Raw genomic sequence first — 18,186 nt, 5'->3', positions numbered from 1 at the left:
AGGGCCGCCCCGCGAATCGGGTACGGCCCTTTGCCACCTATTTAAACTTATTTACCGTAGTAAGCCTTTAAATACATCTCTTTGAGCTCGCTCATCAGCGGATATCTCGGGTTAGCCCCGGTACACTGATCATCAAATGCCTGCTCTACCATAGCATCTAACGTATCTAAGAAGTACTTCTCATCTACACCATACTCTTTGATCGTCTTCTTAATTCCTACTGCCGCTTTTAATTCTTCAATCTTATCGATAAATTTCTTCAATACTTCAGCATCATTCTTTCCCTGAATTCCGCAGAAACGTCCGCATTCCGCGTATCTTGCAAGTGTATGCGGATATTCATACTGCGGGAAAGTGCCCATCTTGGTTGGTACTTCAGATGCATTGAATTCCATAACCAGAGTGATTAACAAAGCATTTGCAACACCGTGTGGAAGGTGATGGAATGCCCCCAGTTTATGAGCCATGGAGTGGCATACCCCCAGGAATGCATTATTAAATGCCATACCAGCCATACAAGAAGCATCAGCCATCTTGCATCTTGCCTCAACATTAGATCCGTCATTATAAGCTGTCGGCAGGTATTCCAGTACATTCTTCATAGCCTTTAACGCAAGGCCGTCTGTATAATCAGAAGCCATAACAGATGCATAGGCTTCCAGAGCATGAGTCAGAACATCGACACCGGAAGCGCTTGTTAAGCCCTTCGGCTGGCTCATCATGTTATCTGCATCGACAATAGCCATCTTAGGCATTAATTCATAGTCAGCCAGCGGATATTTAACGCCTGTATCCTGGTCTGTAATAACTGCAAAGGAGGTAACCTCGGAACCAGTACCGGAAGAGGTCGGGATCGCGATGAAGTATGCTTTCTCACCCATCTTCGGGAAGGTGTAGACTCTCTTACGAATATCCATGAAACGCATAGCCATATCCTGGAAGTCTACTTCCGGATGCTCATACATAACCCACATGATCTTGGCTGCGTCCATAGCGGAACCGCCGCCCAGGGCAATGATGGTATCCGGTTGGAATGCTCTCATAGCCTTTGCACCTGCCTGTGCGTTGGCAAGCGTCGGGTCTGGCTGTACATCGGAGAATACCGTGTATACGATGCCCATTTCGTCTAATTTATCTGTAATCGGTTTTGTATAACCATTCATGTAAAGGAAGGAGTCTGTTACAACGAATGCTCTCTTCTTGCCATATACATCCTTTAATTCGCTCAGTGCAACAGGCATACAGCCTTTTTTGAAGTAAACCTTTTCAGGATTTCTGAACCACAGCATGTTCTCTCTCCTCTCGGCAACGGTCTTGATATTTAACAGATGTTTTACACCTACGTTTTCAGATACGGAGTTTCCGCCCCAGGAACCACAGCCTAATGTCAGGGATGGAGTCATCTTGAAGTTGTAGATATCACCGATACCGCCATGAGAAGATGGAGTGTTGATCAGGATACGGCACGTCTTCATAGCCTCGGCATGCTTCATGATTTTCTCATGCTCGTTTACATTTACATAAAGGGATGCCGTATGTCCATAACCGCCGTCAGCAACCAGCTGAGCTGCTTTTGCAAGCGCCTCGTCGAAATCCTTTGCCTTATACATGGCAAGAACCGGAGACAGCTTCTCATGTGCAAATTCTTCATCTATATGAACGGAATCAACCTCGCCGATTAAGATCTTGGTCGCTTCCGGTACCTCGACACCTGCAAGCTTTGCAATTGTGTAAGCCGTCTGTCCAACAATCTTGGCATTTAAAGCGCCGTTGATGATGATGGTCTTACGAACCTTCTCAATCTCATCACCCTTTAAGAAGTAGCAGCCTCTTGCCGCAAATTCTTTTCTCGCTTCATCATATACCTTTTCCAGAACGGTAACGGACTGCTCGGAAGCACAGATCATACCGTTATCAAAGGTCTTGGAATGGATAATGGAGTTTACTGCCAGTTTAATATTAGCTGTATCGTCGATGATAACCGGTGTATTGCCTGCGCCTACGCCCAGTGCCGGTTTTCCTGAAGAGTAAGCAGCCTTAACCATTCCAGGGCCGCCTGTGGCCAGAATGATATCTGCGCTTCTCATAACTTCGTTTGTTAATTCCAGTGAAGGAACATCAATCCAGCTGATGATGCCTTCCGGAGCGCCGGCCTTAACAGCTGCCTCTAAAACTACCTTTGCTGCTGCAATAGTACAGTTCTTAGCACGCGGATGTGGGGAAATGATAATCGCGTTTCTTGTCTTTAAAGAAATCAGTGTCTTAAAGATCGCGGTTGAAGTCGGGTTTGTTGTAGGAATAACAGCCGCTACGATACCGATCGGCTCTGCCAGCTTCTTAATTCCGTATGCCTTATCTTCTTCAATAACACCGCAGGTCTTTGTATCTTTATAGGCATTGTAGATGTACTCGGCTGCGTAGTTGTTTTTGATAACCTTATCTTCCACAACACCCATGCCGGTTTCTTCCACTGCCATCTTGGCGAGAGGGAGTCTCATTTTATTGGCTGCACTAGCTGCTTCATAGAAGATCTTGTCCACCTGTTCCTGTGTGAAGGTTGCAAATTCTCTCTGAGCTTCTCTCATTGCTTCCATCTTTGCAACCAAAGCGTCTACATTGTCAATGATTTCCGGAACTTTTACCTGTTCTTCTTTCTTTGCCATCCTGACTTACCTCCAGTTTTTTTAATAAGTTTAATAGGTTTTTTTTATGTTCGATATTTTTTTAACGAACTTTGTAGTATCATTATATGATTTCGTTAAATAATTGTCAATAATATATTTGACAAAAAAATAACAATATCACCCCCGTTTTTATTCAAATCTAATAAATACTTTTATACTGATATATTTTCCAGATACAGCCAGCCGTTTTACCAGTGATTTGCCCCCTTTCTCAGCACAGCCAGCTCCGCAACGGCCTTGTTATACTGCTCTTTATCAAAGGTCAGCTTTCCTTTCGTGATCCCGATCATGCCGGTATCCTTTAACTTCTTAACAGTTCTGTTCAAGGTCTTAATATTGATTCCCAGTTCCTCCTCCAGCTGATTCCTGGTAAATGGAACTGTAATGCTCGTCTTATTTCCCGTCATATGCTTATCGGCGTACTGTACCAGATACTCCAGAAGCAGAAAGTTCGGCGGATAGAACAGCGTCGCCCCATTCTTCGACGAGGAACGGTACAGCTTAAACGCCACCTTGCTGGCTATTAAATAGAGAAGATCAATATCTTCCTTAATCCACCGCTCAAAATCCTTCCTCGGCATCTGTAGGAGAACGCATTCCGTAATGGTCTCCAGGGTGACAGAGGTCCGCTCCTGCCCCGCCAGGATTGTTACCTCGCCCACAAAGTCTATGGCCTCGTTCTTCTCAATCATATACACATTACCGTTTTCAAATTCATTGATGGCCCGGTGGTCTCCGCAGCAGACAAATGCAAAATAATCCAGCTCGTAATTCTTCTGGTGGATGATCTGTCCCGGCGGTATCACCTTAATGACACTGCGGGCCTTGATATCCGGCGGCATATGTTTGATATACGCCTCAAGCTTTGGCGCTCGTTTCAGCAATTCCTCCCAATTCATGTTCCGGCTCCTTTTCCGATGTTTTCGCTTCTTTTATTATACAGCGCAAAAAAACAAATGTAAAATATTGATACCAAAAACAGAAATAAAATAATTTTCAGAATTGCTTGACAATTTTTTCGTACTATGATATTATAATAGAGTATTTTAATGAGATTTTGATTCACATATTTTTGTAAGTCATTATTTGTTAATAATGCTTTACAAAAATATGTGATTTTTAGTTTCAGAACAAATATAATAATATTATATTAGGAGGTACCTCATGAATAAGGGTACAGTAAAATGGTTTAACAGCTCAAAGGGTTACGGCTTCATCACAAACGACGAGACAGGAGAAGAAGTTTTCGTTCATTTTTCCGGAATTATGACAGATGGTTATAAGTCTCTGGAAGATGGCCAGAAAGTTACTTTCGATACCACTCAGGGCAACCGTGGAATCCAGGCTGTCAACGTATACGCAGCTTAATCAGTTTCAGATCCTGAACTGATCCAAAAAAGGTTTGTACAGATAACGGGGAGTACCCGCTGCTCTGTACAGACCTTTTTTTATTGCCTTTTTCTTCATCAGATCTCGTACAATTTAGTACTATCTTATAATTATAAAAACATTTTTCCCTATTTTTGTGCAAAATATCTCATTTGTCCTTTTTTATCTGCTTCTCTTCCGATAGAATGAAGCTATCAAACATATCCGAAGCGAATGTTACTATTTTACCAAAAGGAGCGTAAGTGTATGAAAAAAGAAACCTTCCAGTATTCCTCCCTAAAGGAGCGGATCAAGACAGAGTACCGTGTGTACATCATAGCCTTTATCTTTATCCTGATTGCAGACAGCATCGGCCAGATTAAGATTCCTCTCGGCCCCGGAATGCTGATCCTGTTCCCGATCTTCTACTCTCTCTTCATGGGTATTTTATCAGGACCGCAGATCTTAAAGGTTATGAAAGAAAAAGAAGTAACCGCAGCGTCAAAGCTGGTAATCGTGGCTATCTGCCCCTTTATTGCAAAGCTCGGCATCAATGCAGGCGCCAGCCTTTCAACGGTTATTCAGGCCGGCCCGGCTCTCTTACTGCAGGAAATCGGCAACCTGGGAACGATCTTCCTCGCTCTGCCATTTGCACTTCTCCTCGGCTTAAAGCGTGAGGCAATCGGTGCAACGCATTCCATCAACCGTGAAACCAATCTGGCCCTGATTACAGATATGTATGGACCGGATTCACCGGAAGCCCGCGGCAGCTTATCCATTTACATAGTCGGCGGCATGATCGGAACCATTTATTTCGGATTTATGGCTACCATGGTAGCTGCTTTAAATATTTTCCACCCATACGCACTGGGAATGGCCTCCGGCGTCGGCGCCGGCATCATGATGGCGTCAGCCACAGCCAGCTTAACAGAGATTTACCCGGCTATGGCCGATAAGATTTCGGCGCTTGCCAGCACCAGTGAGACCCTTTCCGGAATCACGGGTATCTACGTTGCTATATTTATAGGAATTCCGCTCTGCAACAAGCTGTATGCGTTCCTGGAACCAAAGATTGCACGTCTGCGCGGAGAAAAATAAGGAGGACTGACGATTATGAGATATAAAGAATGGGGATTTTTACTGGTTATTGCCTGCCTTGGCATCATGACGGCAAACTTTGTTGGATTTAAGGTAGCATTTCTCGACTCTCTGCCAGGTGTATGCGTGCTCCTTGTCATCTCCTGCATCGGAGTTGTATTAAGCAAGATTATCCCGTTAAAGCTTCCAATCGTGGCCTACTGCTCGATTGTGGGACTCTTAGCGGCATGTCCAATATCACCAATCTCTTCCTTTGTAATTGAGTCCGCCAATAAAATCAATTTTACGGCTCCTCTGACCATGGTAGGCGCGTTTGCCGGTATTTCTATTGGAAATGAGATTAAGGCCTTCGCAAAACAGGGATGGAAGATGATAATCATCGCTCTTCTCGTCATGACAGGAACATTCTTTGGCTCCGCCCTGGTTGCCAATGTGATTCTGTCTCTGACCCACGCAATTTAGACGTTGTAGTTCACAGACCGGGAAGCAGAGGCCGACCGGGCTGTGAACTGCAGCATTTATTTCGTTTCAACTCAAAATAATTATGGAGATTATTATATGAAAGAACCCATCTATGATATACTGATTCAAAATACGCGCATCCTGACGCCGGATATGACCATTCGCTCCGGTGTGGATGTCGCCATAAAAGACGGTATGATTTCCTCGATCTGCAGCTCTGGCTCCCTCTCCTGCCAGGAGGCGGAGCAGACTGTAGACGGTAGCCGCCTCCTCTGGATGCCTGGCCTGACAGACGGTCATATGCATACCTGTCAGCAGCTGCTTCGCGGAAAGATTCTGGATGCTCTGCCGATGATCTGGACACGGATTATGCTTCCATTCGAAAGCACCCTGACTCCGGAGGCTGTATCCTTAAGCGCCGCTCTCTGCTCCCTGGAAATGATCCGCGGCGGTACTACCTCCTTCCTCGATGCAGGAGGAATTCATATGGATGAAGCAGCCAAAGTTTACATAAAATCTGGTCTGCGAGGCGCACTTACGCTGTCTACCATGGATGATACGAAAGTTCCTGATTCCATGAGGGCTGACGCGGCAGAATCCATTTCCCGTTTAAATGAGTACTACAATACCTGGAACGGCTCCGGCGACGGAAGGCTGAGCGTCTACTACTCTCTCCGCTCCCTGATTTCCTGTTCCGAGGAACTGATTCGCGGTGTATTCGAGGCGGCCTCAGAGCGCAGCGCCATGGTGGAAGCCCATATGAACGAATATCCGAATGAGATCAATTACCACCTGGAGCGCTATCAGATGCGGCCTATGGAGTATTTAGACAGCCTCGGAGTGCTTTCAGATCATTTTGTCAGTGCACACAGCCTCCTGCTGTCAGAGCACGAGATTGAGCTTATGGCTGCTAACGGAGTTAAGGCAGTCCACTGCCCGTTCAGTAACTGCGGAAAAGGCGTCCCCAACACCCCAAGACTTCTGGAAAGCGGAATATCCGTGGCATTTGGAACGGATGGAACCGCACACGGAGGCATGAGCCTCTTCCAGGAGATGAAGATATTCCGCTCTATCATGAACATCCGTTACGGTGTTCCGGAATCCAACCCGGTAATTATGCCTGCAGAGACGATTCTCTCCATGGCTCTGGAAGGCGGAAGCTGTGCGCTCGGTTTACATAATAAATCAGGTCAGCTGAAAGAAGGCTTCTGTGCCGATTTAATTGCGGTTGATTTAGATCAGCCTCATCTTTACCCTACAAACAATCTGATACACACCCTGGTAGAAAGTGTTTCATCGCAGGATGTGATCCATTCCATCGCCGCAGGGAAATTTCTGATGAAAAACAGAGAAATTCTCACGCTGGACGAAGAAAAAATACGCTTTGAAGCGCATTCCTGGCTTACGAAAAACCATCTTATGGAGGACGAATTATGTTACCGGTAATAGCTGTAATGAACCTGATTGTCGGCACCCTGGTAGGAGTCTCCGGCATCGCCGGATTCCTGCTTCCCATTGTATTCACTGGCTATTTAGGCATGGATTTAAGCCTCTCTCTGGCCTTGAGCTTTATCTCCTTTCTCACCTCGGGAATCATCGGTTCCTACCGCTATCAGAGGCAGGGACAGATGGATCTAAAGTTTGGTGTTCTGGTAGGAATCGGAAGTATCGCGGGGGCGGTGCTCGGCGTCAAGCTGAATTTTATGATTCCTCTGACTACCGCTAAGATGTTTCTTTATCTGGTGGTGCTGGCGTCTGGTCTCTCTATCCTGGTTAAGAAGGATAAACCGGAGGCTGCTTCCTCTGATGATTCCTCTGCCGCTTTACCGTCCGGCTCTCCAGTTTATACCGGATTACTTGGCAACAAGCCATTCGTACTGCTGTTTGGTTTTATCACAGGCGCCATCTGCGCTCTTTCCGGTGCAGGCGGACCGATTCTCGTCATGCCTATACTGGTTACGCTAGGAATGCCGGTTCGGACTGCTGTGGGTGTCAGCCTGTTTGACTCCATTTTTATTGCTCTTCCTGCCTGCGTGGGATATCTCTCCAATTGCCCGAAGGAGGGACTTCTTGTTCTCTGTCTGATCAGCTTTGTATGCCAGGCCATCGGCGTTTTCTTTGGAGCAGGACAGGCGGGACGGATAAATGTAAGGGTACTCAAAAAGGGCGTGGCTGTTTTTTCAATCGCTATTGCTGTTTATATGATTATTGGATTGATTTAAGAACTTTGCATTCCTGCTAATCTATGATATACTAGGGTCACTGAAAATGGTTACTCGTTTGCACTATGAGCTGTGTGTTTTGCTTCAGGCTTTAAGCACTGTACTAAATGCATACTGCATGCTTCTGTGAAGTGCCTCGAGTCACCGTAATCGATCAAAGGAGATTCTTGACCATGGGAATTATCATAGGAATTGACATCGGAGGAAGTACCACCAAAATTGTTGGTTTTGAAAATAATAACTTGAAAATTCCAACATTCGTGAAAGCTAATAATCCTATCGCATCTCTTTTCGGCGCGTTTGGGAAATTTATTTATGACAATGCAATACAGTTAAGTGATATAGAGAAGATCATGATTACAGGAGTTGGAAGCGCTAATGTAGAACAGCCGCTTTATGGTATTCCTACTTTCAAGGTAGATGAGTTTACTTCCAACGGACTGGGAGGCCGCTACTTTACCGGCATGAATGATTTAATTGTGGTCAGTATGGGTACCGGCACCTCTTTTGTCCAGGTAAACGGCGATAAGATCGTACATACCGGCGGAATCGGTATCGGAGGCGGAACCATCATCGGCTTATCCAGTTTACTTTTAAAGACACAGGAGATCAGCAAGATCATGGAACTGGCCAGCGGCGGCGATTTAAGCCACGTAGATTTGCAGATCTGTGATATTTCCAAGGAGGCGCTTCCTGGACTCCCACTCACCGCTACGGCCTCTAACTTCGGCAAGGTGAGGAGTCAGGTCAGCGAAGAGGATATTGCCATAGGCCTCATTAATATGGTACTTCAGGCAATCGGAAAATCCGCTATACTCTCTTCTCTCAACAGTGAGATTAACTACTTTGTTATGATTGGCAATCTCGCTAAGTTTCCTCAGTGTAAGGATATTTTCTGCTCTCTGGAAACGATGTTCGATGTACATTTTATTATACCGGAACAGGCTGAGTATGGTACTGCTATTGGAGCCGCTTTGACGGAATCCCATCATGCGAATATGTCTCAGATATTGTTATGATATATACAATTACAAAACCCCATTTCATTTGTGAGGAACAATCTCCTCCTAAATGAAATGGGGTTTTTACTTTAATGATATCCCAATGCCTGCTCCAAAGCGTCTTTCTCTTCACTTCCCAGCAGCACATCTGTTTCTCCCCGTTCTACTTCTTTGATATAGACGTAGCAGCCTTCTCTGCTGTGTACGGAGTTTAAGACGAATCCAGTGTTGGTATAATCGAGAAGTGCCATGGCAAAGCTTAAATTTCCGCCCATACCTTTGAAAGCATTGTATTTCACGAGACCAAATTTCTGGAAAGCGCTTCTGTAATTCTTATTCGTATTGCGGATTGAGTCTTTATTCGCACGGTCTTCCGCCTTCAGCGCCTCGATATCTCCCATCTGTTCCATGATGATTTCCTCAAGGGTTTCCGCGTCTTTCCCTCTCATAAAATAATCGTATCTGCGGTAAAGCCTTCTCATCTGAATCAGGCAGATGATTACGATAATCAACAATATTAGTGTAAGTACAGCCAACCCCAGAATAATATAGCCCGGGTCGACCGGCCATAAATCCATCATACTGTTATCCATTTCTTTCGTCCTCACTTCCATTACTACTATCTTATGGATTCTATCAATTCTACTATTCTTTCCAATTCTGACTCAGAATAGTACTCAATTTCTACTCTTCCTTTATTTTTATCTTTTCTGTTGATGCTTACTTTGGTGCCCATTGCTGATTTCATCCGCTCTTCCAGATCACGGAAAATCAATGCCAGACTCTCATCTTCTACATTCTTTTCCTTCGGATTTTTCTTCTTAGACAGTGATTTGACGATCTTTTCTATCTCACGGACGCTTAAGTTTTCAGCAATAATCTTGCCTGCCAGTTTATATTGAAGCTCGCCATCCTCTACAGTTAAGAGTGCGCGCGCATGACCTCCGGTTATCTGATTCTGAATCAGCATTTCCTGTACACGTTCATCCAGCTTCAGCAATCTCATACTGTTCGTAATGGTAACGCGGCTCTTACCGACTCTGGCTGCGATCTCTTCCTGCTTCAGTTCAAACTCCTGGATCAATCGCTGGTATGCTTTCGCTTCTTCAATAGGATTTAAGTCTTCACGCTGGACATTCTCAATGAGAGCAATCTCCATTGTCTGCTGTTTCGTATATTCGCGGATAACGACCGGAACTTCCTTGAGACCAGCCAGTTTAGCGGCCCTCCAGCGGCGTTCACCTGCGATTATCTCGTAATAATCACCCTTTTTCTGTACAAGAAGAGGCTGTAAAACTCCATATACTTTCATGGATTCGGCCAGTTCTCCCATTGCTTCCTCGTTAAAGTCCTTTCTGGGCTGCTCACGATTCGGTTCTATGGATGTTACCTTCACCATTAATTCCTTGCCAATGTCGCTGTCTTCTTCTTTTTTCTCCGGTTCCTGAGCCTTTTTACTCTTTGCCTGATGTTTTGCTTCCTGCTCTTCAGCCGCAGATTCCATCACTTCATCTCCAAATATTGCTCCAAGACCCTTTCCTAATCCTGTTCTTTTCGCCATAGCTATATATCTTCCCCTCTGCTAATCACTTCGGCTGCCAACAGCCGGTAACTCTCCGCCCCCGCCGATCTGGAATCGTATAAGTTAATCGGCATTCCATGGCTCGGCGCTTCTGCGAGTCTGACGTTCCTCGGTATAATTGTTTTGTAAATATTTTGATTCAGATTATTTTTTACGCTTTCCACGACTTCCAGTGACAGATTTGTCCTGGCATCATACATGGTAAATACGACTCCTTCCATCTCCAGAGAAGGATTTAACTTCTTCTTAACCAGGTTAACTGTTTTAAGTACCTGATTTAGCCCTTCCAATGCATAATATTCGCACTGAATGGGAACCAATACAGTATTGGCGGCCGTCAGGGCATTGATCGTTAATAAGTTTAATGATGGTGGACAGTCTATGATGATAAAATCATAGTTGTTCTGGATTTTAGAAAGATATGTCTTTAGAAGAGATTCTTTGTTCTCTATTTCTAACAGCTCTATTTCAGCTCCTGCAAGATCTACATTGGAGGGCAGTAGATCCAGATTTTCCTGCATATTAGAAATGAGACATTCCTCAATATCACACTCTCCAACCAGCAAATCATAAACTGTTTTATCTATTTCGCCCTTCTCTATACCAAGGCCGCTAGTGGCATTTCCCTGCGGATCGAAATCAACAGTTAGTACTTTCTGTCCTGATTCTGCCAGACATGCGGACAGATTAATTGCGGTCGTCGTCTTACCGACACCGCCTTTTTGGTTTGCAATTGCAATAATTCTACCCATTTTTTATATTTCCTCTCCCTGTAACAACCGGAAATTACGGTTCAAAATAGAGTATAGCACATTTCAATTCTTTTTCCTATGCTTTATATGAAAAAAATAGAGAAATAGGATAAAAATGTTTCACGTGAAACATTTTGCCTAAGATTAAGAATTTTTTAATATGTTCCCCGTTGTAACTGGGATTCTATTATATTATAATAGGAATATATCTGTGCGGACTGGTGCACTGAATGGAGGAAATCATGAAAGCAAAAAATAAATTACTCACACTGCTGACTCTGGCAGCTGGTGCTGCTACTGCTACTGCGGTGATAAATAAATGCATTAAAGTATCTGCCACCTCCAAAAATCTTCTGGCAGAATCAAAATCTCTTTGCTATAAATGGCGTTTTGGCAATATTCATTATACGAAAACCGGCACTGGAAAACCCATTTTACTGGTTCATGATTTGACTGCCTTTTCCAGCGGCTACGAATGGACACAATTAGTTAACTATTTGAAGGATCAATATACGGTGTATACGATTGACTTACTCGGATGTGGACGCTCTGAGAAGCCGGATTTAACTTATACGAACTTCCTATACGTACAACTGCTATCGGATTTTATTAAGTCTGAGATCGGACACCGGACTAATATTATCGCTACAGGTGCTTCCTCTGCTCTCGTGATTATGGCCTGTAATCAAGCTCCGGAGCTGTTTGACCAGATCATGCTGATTAATCCGGACAGCCTTGTCACATGCAGCCAGATACCAAATAAGCATGCAAAGCTTTATAAGTTTATTCTCGATCTTCCGATTGTTGGTACTTTGCTGTATCATATAGCATCCAGTAAACAGGCGATTACGGAGGAATTTACAAGAGACTATTACTGTAACCCGTATTCAGTTAAGTCGTCTTATGTAGATGTGTATTATGAAGCTGCACACCTGGGCGAGTCTCCGAAATCGTTATATGCAAGTGTGAAGTGTAATTATACGAAATGTAATATTGTAAATGCATTGAAAAAAATAGATAATAGTATTTATATTGTTGGTGGAACTGCGATGGATTCGATCAGGCAGTTAATTGGAGAGTATCATGAGTACAATCCGGCTATTGAGAGCTCGTTGATCAGCGAATCGAAGTACTTACCACAATTGGAAAATCCGATGGAGCTGTATAAGACGATACAGATGTTTTTTGTTTGATGCATGTAAATGAAGATTAGACTATAGACATTGTTGAGAGTGTGAGGGCGAAAGGAAGAAAAGAGTAAATGGCTTCTTGCTTTAGTTTCTTTTTCGGAGTCAGGAGCTAAAGCAGGAAGTCAGGAAAATCTAAAACTAATGCGTTTTTGAAAGAACTTCTAAAATACTTCTCTTTTATGTTTGTTTAAAATCAAGCTTTGATACCAGATTTCACTACTCTTCTTTCTGCCGTCTTGCTATATTTACTATAAAAATGAAAAGAAAACGGTTTACTCTTCTGCTTTTCTTACAATATTTAGAATTACTGAGTCATGCACCTGTATTGGCCTGTGGTTAAAAAAATTAGACAGCTTAATTTATAGTTATTTTTTTTGTATATTTGGTATAAGTATATTTTTGAAGTTAATCACTTAACCTTTTAATCTTTTAGTTCTTTTGGTATTTTATAATCTTTGGGTTTTTTGGAGTTTTGGATCTATTAAATGATTGGGTCTTTTGAATGATTGGATCTTTTAAATGATTGGATTTTTTAAATGATTGGATCTTTTGAATGATTGGTCTTTTATCTCTATTTCTATCTTTCAATCTTTTATTTTTCAATCCATAAATTTTTGATTCTATAAATCTATAAATCTATGAATTTGCTTACTTTTATATATTTTTTCTCTTTTAAAATAAGCATTATTAGTTTTTTGATAAATAATATATTTATATACTCAATAGCCTACTTTTTATATAATTCTAAATGGTTTAACTTTTTTGACAGATTCACCAATTAATAAAGATAAGATGGATACCATAAAAAAGCAGGAATATATATAGTAGTTTTAACTCAATATAATAATCCTATTTCAGCCAAAGAAAACTAAACACTCAAATATTATTTGCGTACTGTCTCTATACATATTATAAAACAAAAATTCTACACTACTTCCCAAACTCCATCATCATCACAAATTCTTCTAATATAATACGTTATAATACAACATAGAAAAAGAGAGCACACAGTTTTTTTAATAACTATGCTATCTCTCTTCCCTTAAGAATAATCCTTTACAATCTCTATTTAACTTACTACTTTTCATAGTAATCAATAACTCTTCAACTGACGCAGCAAATGATACAAAACACACAATACCTCCAGCGACATCCAACTTCAAAATAACATATAATAGTGGAAACATAAATATCAACAATCCCGAAGCTTTATTAAAGTACGTATGCAGAGAAGAAAACGTACGATATTTATAAAATCCAACACTATATGTAATAATACGAATCAGGAAAATCAAACTTATAAACCACCAAAACCTTCCTGGCAAAAATATATTCTTAAGTACTATTATGAATATTGAAGCAGCAAAGACAAAATCTGCTATACTATCAATTTTTGCTCCATTTTCGCTTTGCTGATTTAAAGTTCTGGCAACGAGACCATCCAGAAGATCACTTAGTCCTCCCAGAAAATAACATATCCAGAAGGTTGTCGAAAATGGCTTTATATATAGAATTGCAAGGGCAAAGATAATGCGTGAGGATGTTATAATATTAGCCAGGTTTTTAATTTTTCTCTCTCCTTTCTTTTTTCTGGATGGTTTGGTATATTCATAGCCGGATGTTTCACGTGAAACATCCGGCTATGGTTTGATTACTTTAAAGGCTCTTTAGCAGGTACCCCCGCTTTTCGTGGATATTTTTTTGATATCTCATTTACCTTCTCTATTTTAACTAAGGTACGCTCTGCATCTGCTCCATCCAGTGTAAAGCTTTCAACGCCGGATACTTTACCACTTAATAAAAAAATCGCATGTTTTGCCGATGCAAGTTCTTCTTCTATTTTTCCTGATTTGTATGAGATAAAGAAGCCGCCTGGTTTTACAAAAGGCATACAGTATTCCGAAAGTGTTGATAAATTCGCAACCGCTCTGGACACTGAAAGATCGTATTTCTCACGATATTCCTTTTCTCTTCCCAAATCCTCCGCTCTGCTGTGAATTGCCTGAATCTCCTTTAGTTCTAATTTTTCAATTACCTCATTTAAAAATTTAACCCTTTTATTCAGAGAATCCATCAGCGTTACTTTTAATTGTGGAAATGCAATTTTTAATGGAATTCCGGGGAAACCAGCTCCAGTGCCAATATCAATGATACGATAAGGATTAAGTGATATCTCTTCTACTGATTTTATTAAAGCAAGACTATCGACAAAATGCTTTGTAATTACTTCATTCTGCTCAGTAATCGCTGTCAAATTCATTACCTTATTCCACTCGGTTAATATTTCGTAATATTTATAAAATTGAATCATTTGTGAATCTTCCAATTTTATAGAAAATTGATTTAATTCTTGATTTAATCTATCTTTAAATTCTACTGTCATCTGACACATCCTTCCCTGCCACCTCTTCTGTTCCCCTGGATGACGCCAGTCTCTCTGCCTTTCGCTCAAGCTCTGGCTCTGGAATGGAATCCTTTTCCATTCGATTCTGATAACGCAGCTGCTCTAAATGAACAAGAAGAACCGAGATATCGGCAGGGGATACTCCTGAAATTCTAGAAGCCTGTCCAATAGACATGGGTCTGTATAAGTCCAGCTTCTGAGCGGCTTCTTTCCGCAGGCTCTTTACACTGCTATAGTCAAAATTCGCATCCAGCTTTTTATTTTCCAGCTTCTTATATTGGGCCACCTGTTGTTTTTGGCGGCGGATATAGCCGTCGTACTTTATATTTATGTCAACCTGTTCAATTACATCGGTTGGTAATTCTGGTCTTTTAGGATCCAATTCAGTTAACATAACATAGTTCAGTTCTGGCCTTCTGATCAGTTCAGCCAATGTAGTACCTGTCTTTAAAAGGGTGCTTCCATTTCTCTCCAGGAAATCCTGAACGTCTTTAGAAGCTCCTATATTAGTGCCTTCCAGACGCTTTATCTCGGCTTCAATGGCGGCTTCCTTCTTCTGAAGCTTCTCGTACTGTTCGTCAGTGACAAGTCCTATTTCATGACCGATTCCCATCAGTCGCAGATCCGCATTATCCTGACGTAAAAGCAGACGGTACTCCGCACGGGAAGTCATCATGCGGTACGGCTCATGGCTTTCCTTCGTGACCAGATCATCGATTAAAACGCCGATATAAGCCTGGGACCGGTCCAGAACAAAGCTCTCTCTTCCCAATACCTTCATAGACGCGTTTACACCGGCCATAAAGCCCTGAACTGCCGCTTCCTCATAACCAGAACTACCATTGAACTGACCGCCGCTGAACAGGCCGCTGATGGCCTTAAATTCCAACGTAGCATTCAACTGACGGGAATTGATACAGTCATACTCGATCGCATATGCATTTCGCACAATTTTTACATGCTCCAGTCCCGGTACAGTCCGATACATGGCATGCTGCACATCCTCAGGAAGAGAACTCGACATACCGCCTAAGTACATTTCATTCGTATACAATCCTTCCGGCTCCACAAAGACCTGATGGCGGTTCTTATCCGGAAATTTTACCACCTTGTCCTCTATAGACGGACAGTATCTGGGTCCCGTCCCCTCAATCGCACCGGAAAACAGCGGGGAACGATCAAGATTAGCCCGGATAATCTCATGGGTCTTCTCACTGGTATACGTAAGCCAGCAGGATACCTGCTCCTTCTGGATGGTTTCAGGATCCGTAGAAAAGGAAAACGGTACTATTTTCTTATCACCAAACTGCTCTTCCATCTTGGAAAAATCGATGCTCCGCTTATCCACTCTGGCCGGAGTTCCCGTCTTAAAACGGTACATCTCAATCCCATGTGCCTTCAGCGATTCCGTCAGATAATTCGCCGCCTGAAGACCATTAGGCCCTGTGGCATTGCTCACATCGCCGTAGATACATCTTGCCTTTAAATACGTACCCGTAGCCAGAACAGCCGCCTTACAGTGATATACCGCTCCGGAAAATGTCTTTACTCCTGTAAGGACTCCATTTTCCACAATAATATCTGAAACCTCTGCCTGGCGAATCGTAAGATGATCCGTATTCTCCAGTGTATTTCTCATCTCTCTGGAGTAATTCTGCTTGTCTGCCTGTGCACGCAGGGAATGAACGGCAGGCCCCTTCGATTCATTCAGCATTTTAGACTGAATAAAAGTCTTGTCAATATTTTTTCCCATCTCGCCGCCCAGAGCATCCAGCTCTCTCACCAGATGGCCCTTGGAGCTTCCTCCTATATTGGGATTACAGGGCATCAGCGCAATGCTGTCCACGCTGACTGTAAACATGATGGTCTCAAGGCCCAGTCTGGCTGCCGCCAGCGCCGCCTCGCAGCCGGCGTGCCCGGCTCCAACCACCACAATGTCATATGATTCTTCTAAATTTGGCATAACAACCTTCCTTCTCTCTATTTACCCATGCAGAATTTACTGAATATCTCATTGACCAGATCATCTTCCACCGCTTCTCCTATAATCAGGCCCAACTGCTCATAAGCATCCATCAGATCGATGGAATAAAAGTCTTCCGGCATAGCGTTTTCGATACTCTGCTCCACCATTTCCAGGCTTCTGTAAGCCTGTTCCAAAGCATTCTTATGTCTGACATTTGTAATTGTAACTTCATCATTAAAATCAATCTCACCATGGTAAAACATGGCCTTAATCTCATTTTCCAGGTTTTCAATCCCCACCCGCTCCTTCGCAGAGATGGCGATAACCCGGTGTGTCGTCCTGGATGCCAGCATTTCCGCGCTGATCTCCATCGTCAGATCCGATTTATTCAAGAGGACGACTGCCCTTCTCTCCCTGATAAACTCCAGAATCTCATCGTCATTTTCATCGAGAGGACAGGAACCATCCACCACATAGATAATTAAATCGGCGGCATCGGCGGCATTTCTGGCCTTCTCCACGCCGATTTTCTCCACAATATCGTCTGTGTCACGGATTCCTGCCGTATCGATCACATTCAGAGTGATGTCTTCCAGCCGGATGGTTTCCTCCAGCGTATCTCTCGTAGTTCCCGCCACATCCGTAACGATGGCGCGCTCTTCTCCCACGAGAACATTCATCAGGGAAGATTTCCCTGCATTTGGTTTTCCCAGAATGACTGTCTTGATTCCCTCCGTCATCACTCTGCCGTTATCAGCCGAGCGAATCAGCCTCCATAAGCCTTCCTTCATCCCCCTGATTGCGGATAAGAGCGACTCTCCATAACCATCCAGTGAGATGTGTTCGGGATCATCCAGCGCAGATTCAATAAATGCGATCTGATAGATAATCTGCTCCCGAAGCGCCTTTACCGCCTTCGAGACCGCGCCATCCAGCTGGCTGACTGAAGCCTTTAACGCATAATCATTTTTGGAATTGATCACGTCGATAACCGCTTCCGCCTGAGCCAGATCCATCCGCCCGTTTAAGAACGCCCTCTTCGTAAATTCTCCAGGCTCCGCAGGCCGGGCTCCATATTTTAATACCGTTTCCAATATCTTTTTCGTAATCAAGACGCCGCCGTGACAGTCAATCTCAACCGTGTCCTCGGCCGTAAAACTCTTCGGTCCTCTCATTAACATGACCAGAACCTCATCGATGATCTCAGCCCCATCGGCAATATATCCATAATGAATGGTATGGGAAGGTGCCTCCGATAATTTTCTGCTGTTTTTTCCTTTTCCTCTGTAAATCTTATCTATAATTGTAAATGCCTCGTCTCCGCTGATCCTGACGATACCGATTCCCGAGCTGCTCATGGCAGTGGCAATTGCTGCAATTGTATTCATCTTCATATTTTTCACCTGAAAAAGAAAAGGGGTGAGGTGCCTTCCGACAGCCCCAACCCCTCAATCGAC

General features: G+C 43.1%; 16 protein-coding genes. 7 read left to right on the top strand and 9 right to left on the bottom strand.

The features are described 5' to 3' along the window. Positions 1 to 47 precede the first annotated feature (47 nt). Positions 48 to 2,663, bottom strand: coding sequence for a bifunctional acetaldehyde-CoA/alcohol dehydrogenase (gene adhE, locus ACLTD4_RS09750; protein WP_187024311.1), 2,616 nt, complete (start codon positions 2,661 to 2,663; stop codon positions 48 to 50). Between the two features lie 209 nt (positions 2,664 to 2,872). Beyond that, positions 2,873 to 3,583, bottom strand: coding sequence for a Crp/Fnr family transcriptional regulator (locus ACLTD4_RS09745; protein ID WP_002605390.1), 711 nt, complete (start codon positions 3,581 to 3,583; stop codon positions 2,873 to 2,875). Positions 3,584 to 3,848: 265 nt separating this feature from the next. Here ACLTD4_RS09745 and ACLTD4_RS09740 point away from each other — a divergent pair, with 265 nt between their 5' ends. From ACLTD4_RS09740 to coaW, 6 genes are all read left to right on the top strand, one after another. Continuing rightward, positions 3,849 to 4,052, top strand: coding sequence for a cold-shock protein (locus ACLTD4_RS09740; RefSeq protein WP_002605391.1), 204 nt, complete (start codon positions 3,849 to 3,851; stop codon positions 4,050 to 4,052). A 267-nt stretch (positions 4,053 to 4,319) separates the two neighbouring features. Next, positions 4,320 to 5,150 carry a DUF3100 domain-containing protein gene (locus ACLTD4_RS09735; protein ID WP_002605392.1) on the top strand — a complete coding sequence of 277 codons (831 nt, stop codon included), beginning with the start codon at positions 4,320 to 4,322 and terminating at the stop codon, positions 5,148 to 5,150. Between the two features lie 15 nt (positions 5,151 to 5,165). Next, complete coding sequence (locus ACLTD4_RS09730) at positions 5,166 to 5,612, top strand: hypothetical protein (RefSeq protein ID WP_002605393.1); 447 nt, start codon at positions 5,166 to 5,168, stop codon at positions 5,610 to 5,612. A 96-nt stretch (positions 5,613 to 5,708) separates the two neighbouring features. Beyond that, a complete protein-coding gene (locus ACLTD4_RS09725; protein WP_117622467.1) occupies positions 5,709 to 7,058 on the top strand; it encodes an amidohydrolase family protein in 1,350 nt (449 codons plus the stop codon). Further along, positions 7,046 to 7,834 carry a sulfite exporter TauE/SafE family protein gene (locus ACLTD4_RS09720; RefSeq protein WP_242355334.1) on the top strand — a complete coding sequence of 263 codons (789 nt, stop codon included), beginning with the start codon at positions 7,046 to 7,048 and terminating at the stop codon, positions 7,832 to 7,834. The genes ACLTD4_RS09725 and ACLTD4_RS09720 overlap by 13 nt, the downstream gene beginning before the upstream one ends. A gap of 173 nt (positions 7,835 to 8,007) precedes the next feature. Next, positions 8,008 to 8,853, top strand: a complete 846-nt coding sequence (coaW, locus tag ACLTD4_RS09715) for a type II pantothenate kinase (protein WP_412331275.1) — start codon at positions 8,008 to 8,010, stop codon at positions 8,851 to 8,853. A 71-nt stretch (positions 8,854 to 8,924) separates the two neighbouring features. Here coaW and ACLTD4_RS09710 read toward each other — a convergent pair whose 3' ends face one another. The 3 genes from ACLTD4_RS09710 to ACLTD4_RS09700 are packed head-to-tail and all read right to left on the bottom strand — an operon-like array spanning position 8,925 to position 11,169. Further along, entirely contained in the window at positions 8,925 to 9,428 is a 504-nt protein-coding gene (locus ACLTD4_RS09710; RefSeq protein WP_002605398.1) for a DUF4446 family protein, read from the bottom strand. A gap of 26 nt (positions 9,429 to 9,454) precedes the next feature. Next, complete coding sequence (locus ACLTD4_RS09705) at positions 9,455 to 10,396, bottom strand: ParB/RepB/Spo0J family partition protein (protein WP_055657725.1); 942 nt, start codon at positions 10,394 to 10,396, stop codon at positions 9,455 to 9,457. Between the two features lie 2 nt (positions 10,397 to 10,398). Beyond that, entirely contained in the window at positions 10,399 to 11,169 is a 771-nt protein-coding gene (locus ACLTD4_RS09700; protein WP_002605400.1) for a ParA family protein, read from the bottom strand. A 242-nt stretch (positions 11,170 to 11,411) separates the two neighbouring features. Here ACLTD4_RS09700 and ACLTD4_RS09695 point away from each other — a divergent pair, with 242 nt between their 5' ends. Then, positions 11,412 to 12,362: an alpha/beta fold hydrolase gene (locus tag ACLTD4_RS09695; RefSeq protein ID WP_055657727.1), complete on the top strand. Its 951-nt coding sequence runs from the start codon at positions 11,412 to 11,414 to the stop codon at positions 12,360 to 12,362. 1,025 nt (positions 12,363 to 13,387) lie between these two features. On the opposite strand, the gene ACLTD4_RS09690 is transcribed toward ACLTD4_RS09695, so the two are convergent. The 4 genes from ACLTD4_RS09690 to mnmE all read right to left on the bottom strand — a co-directional run bounded on the left by ACLTD4_RS09690 (position 13,388) and on the right by mnmE (position 18,123). Beyond that, complete coding sequence (locus tag ACLTD4_RS09690; RefSeq protein ID WP_412331280.1) at positions 13,388 to 13,909, bottom strand: CDP-alcohol phosphatidyltransferase family protein; 522 nt, start codon at positions 13,907 to 13,909, stop codon at positions 13,388 to 13,390. Positions 13,910 to 14,010: 101 nt separating this feature from the next. Further along, positions 14,011 to 14,742 carry a 16S rRNA (guanine(527)-N(7))-methyltransferase RsmG gene (gene rsmG, locus ACLTD4_RS09685; protein ID WP_412331274.1) on the bottom strand — a complete coding sequence of 244 codons (732 nt, stop codon included), beginning with the start codon at positions 14,740 to 14,742 and terminating at the stop codon, positions 14,011 to 14,013. Continuing rightward, entirely contained in the window at positions 14,726 to 16,726 is a 2,001-nt protein-coding gene (gene mnmG / locus ACLTD4_RS09680; RefSeq protein ID WP_412331273.1) for a tRNA uridine-5-carboxymethylaminomethyl(34) synthesis enzyme MnmG, read from the bottom strand. The genes rsmG and mnmG overlap by 17 nt, the downstream gene beginning before the upstream one ends. Before the next feature lie 17 nt (positions 16,727 to 16,743). Further along, positions 16,744 to 18,123, bottom strand: a complete 1,380-nt coding sequence (gene mnmE / locus ACLTD4_RS09675; RefSeq protein ID WP_412331272.1) for a tRNA uridine-5-carboxymethylaminomethyl(34) synthesis GTPase MnmE — start codon at positions 18,121 to 18,123, stop codon at positions 16,744 to 16,746. Positions 18,124 to 18,186: the final 63 nt, after the last annotated feature.

The sequence above is a fragment of the Hungatella sp. genome, assembly GCF_046966825.1.
Note: the sequence above shows the minus strand (reverse complement) of the source record. Positions and strands in the feature narration are given on the sequence as shown.

What these genes read in the sequence shown, in the direction of transcription:
- ACLTD4_RS09720 (WP_242355334.1), top strand. Translation starts at nt 7,046, where the DNA reads ATGTTACCGGTAATAGCTGTAATGAACCTGATTGTCGGCACCCTGGTA.
- rsmG (WP_412331274.1), bottom strand. Translation starts at nt 14,742, where the DNA reads ATGACAGTAGAATTTAAAGATAGATTAAATCAAGAATTAAATCAATTT.
- mnmG (WP_412331273.1), bottom strand. Translation starts at nt 16,726, where the DNA reads ATGCCAAATTTAGAAGAATCATATGACATTGTGGTGGTTGGAGCCGGG.
- ACLTD4_RS09710 (WP_002605398.1), bottom strand. Translation starts at nt 9,428, where the DNA reads ATGGATAACAGTATGATGGATTTATGGCCGGTCGACCCGGGCTATATT.
- ACLTD4_RS09700 (WP_002605400.1), bottom strand. Translation starts at nt 11,169, where the DNA reads ATGGGTAGAATTATTGCAATTGCAAACCAAAAAGGCGGTGTCGGTAAG.
- ACLTD4_RS09705 (WP_055657725.1), bottom strand. Translation starts at nt 10,396, where the DNA reads ATGGCGAAAAGAACAGGATTAGGAAAGGGTCTTGGAGCAATATTTGGA.
- mnmE (WP_412331272.1), bottom strand. Translation starts at nt 18,123, where the DNA reads ATGAAGATGAATACAATTGCAGCAATTGCCACTGCCATGAGCAGCTCG.
- ACLTD4_RS09695 (WP_055657727.1), top strand. Translation starts at nt 11,412, where the DNA reads ATGAAAGCAAAAAATAAATTACTCACACTGCTGACTCTGGCAGCTGGT.
- ACLTD4_RS09725 (WP_117622467.1), top strand. Translation starts at nt 5,709, where the DNA reads ATGAAAGAACCCATCTATGATATACTGATTCAAAATACGCGCATCCTG.
- adhE (WP_187024311.1), bottom strand. Translation starts at nt 2,663, where the DNA reads ATGGCAAAGAAAGAAGAACAGGTAAAAGTTCCGGAAATCATTGACAAT.
- ACLTD4_RS09735 (WP_002605392.1), top strand. Translation starts at nt 4,320, where the DNA reads ATGAAAAAAGAAACCTTCCAGTATTCCTCCCTAAAGGAGCGGATCAAG.
- ACLTD4_RS09740 (WP_002605391.1), top strand. Translation starts at nt 3,849, where the DNA reads ATGAATAAGGGTACAGTAAAATGGTTTAACAGCTCAAAGGGTTACGGC.
- ACLTD4_RS09745 (WP_002605390.1), bottom strand. Translation starts at nt 3,583, where the DNA reads ATGAATTGGGAGGAATTGCTGAAACGAGCGCCAAAGCTTGAGGCGTAT.
- ACLTD4_RS09730 (WP_002605393.1), top strand. Translation starts at nt 5,166, where the DNA reads ATGAGATATAAAGAATGGGGATTTTTACTGGTTATTGCCTGCCTTGGC.
- coaW (WP_412331275.1), top strand. Translation starts at nt 8,008, where the DNA reads ATGGGAATTATCATAGGAATTGACATCGGAGGAAGTACCACCAAAATT.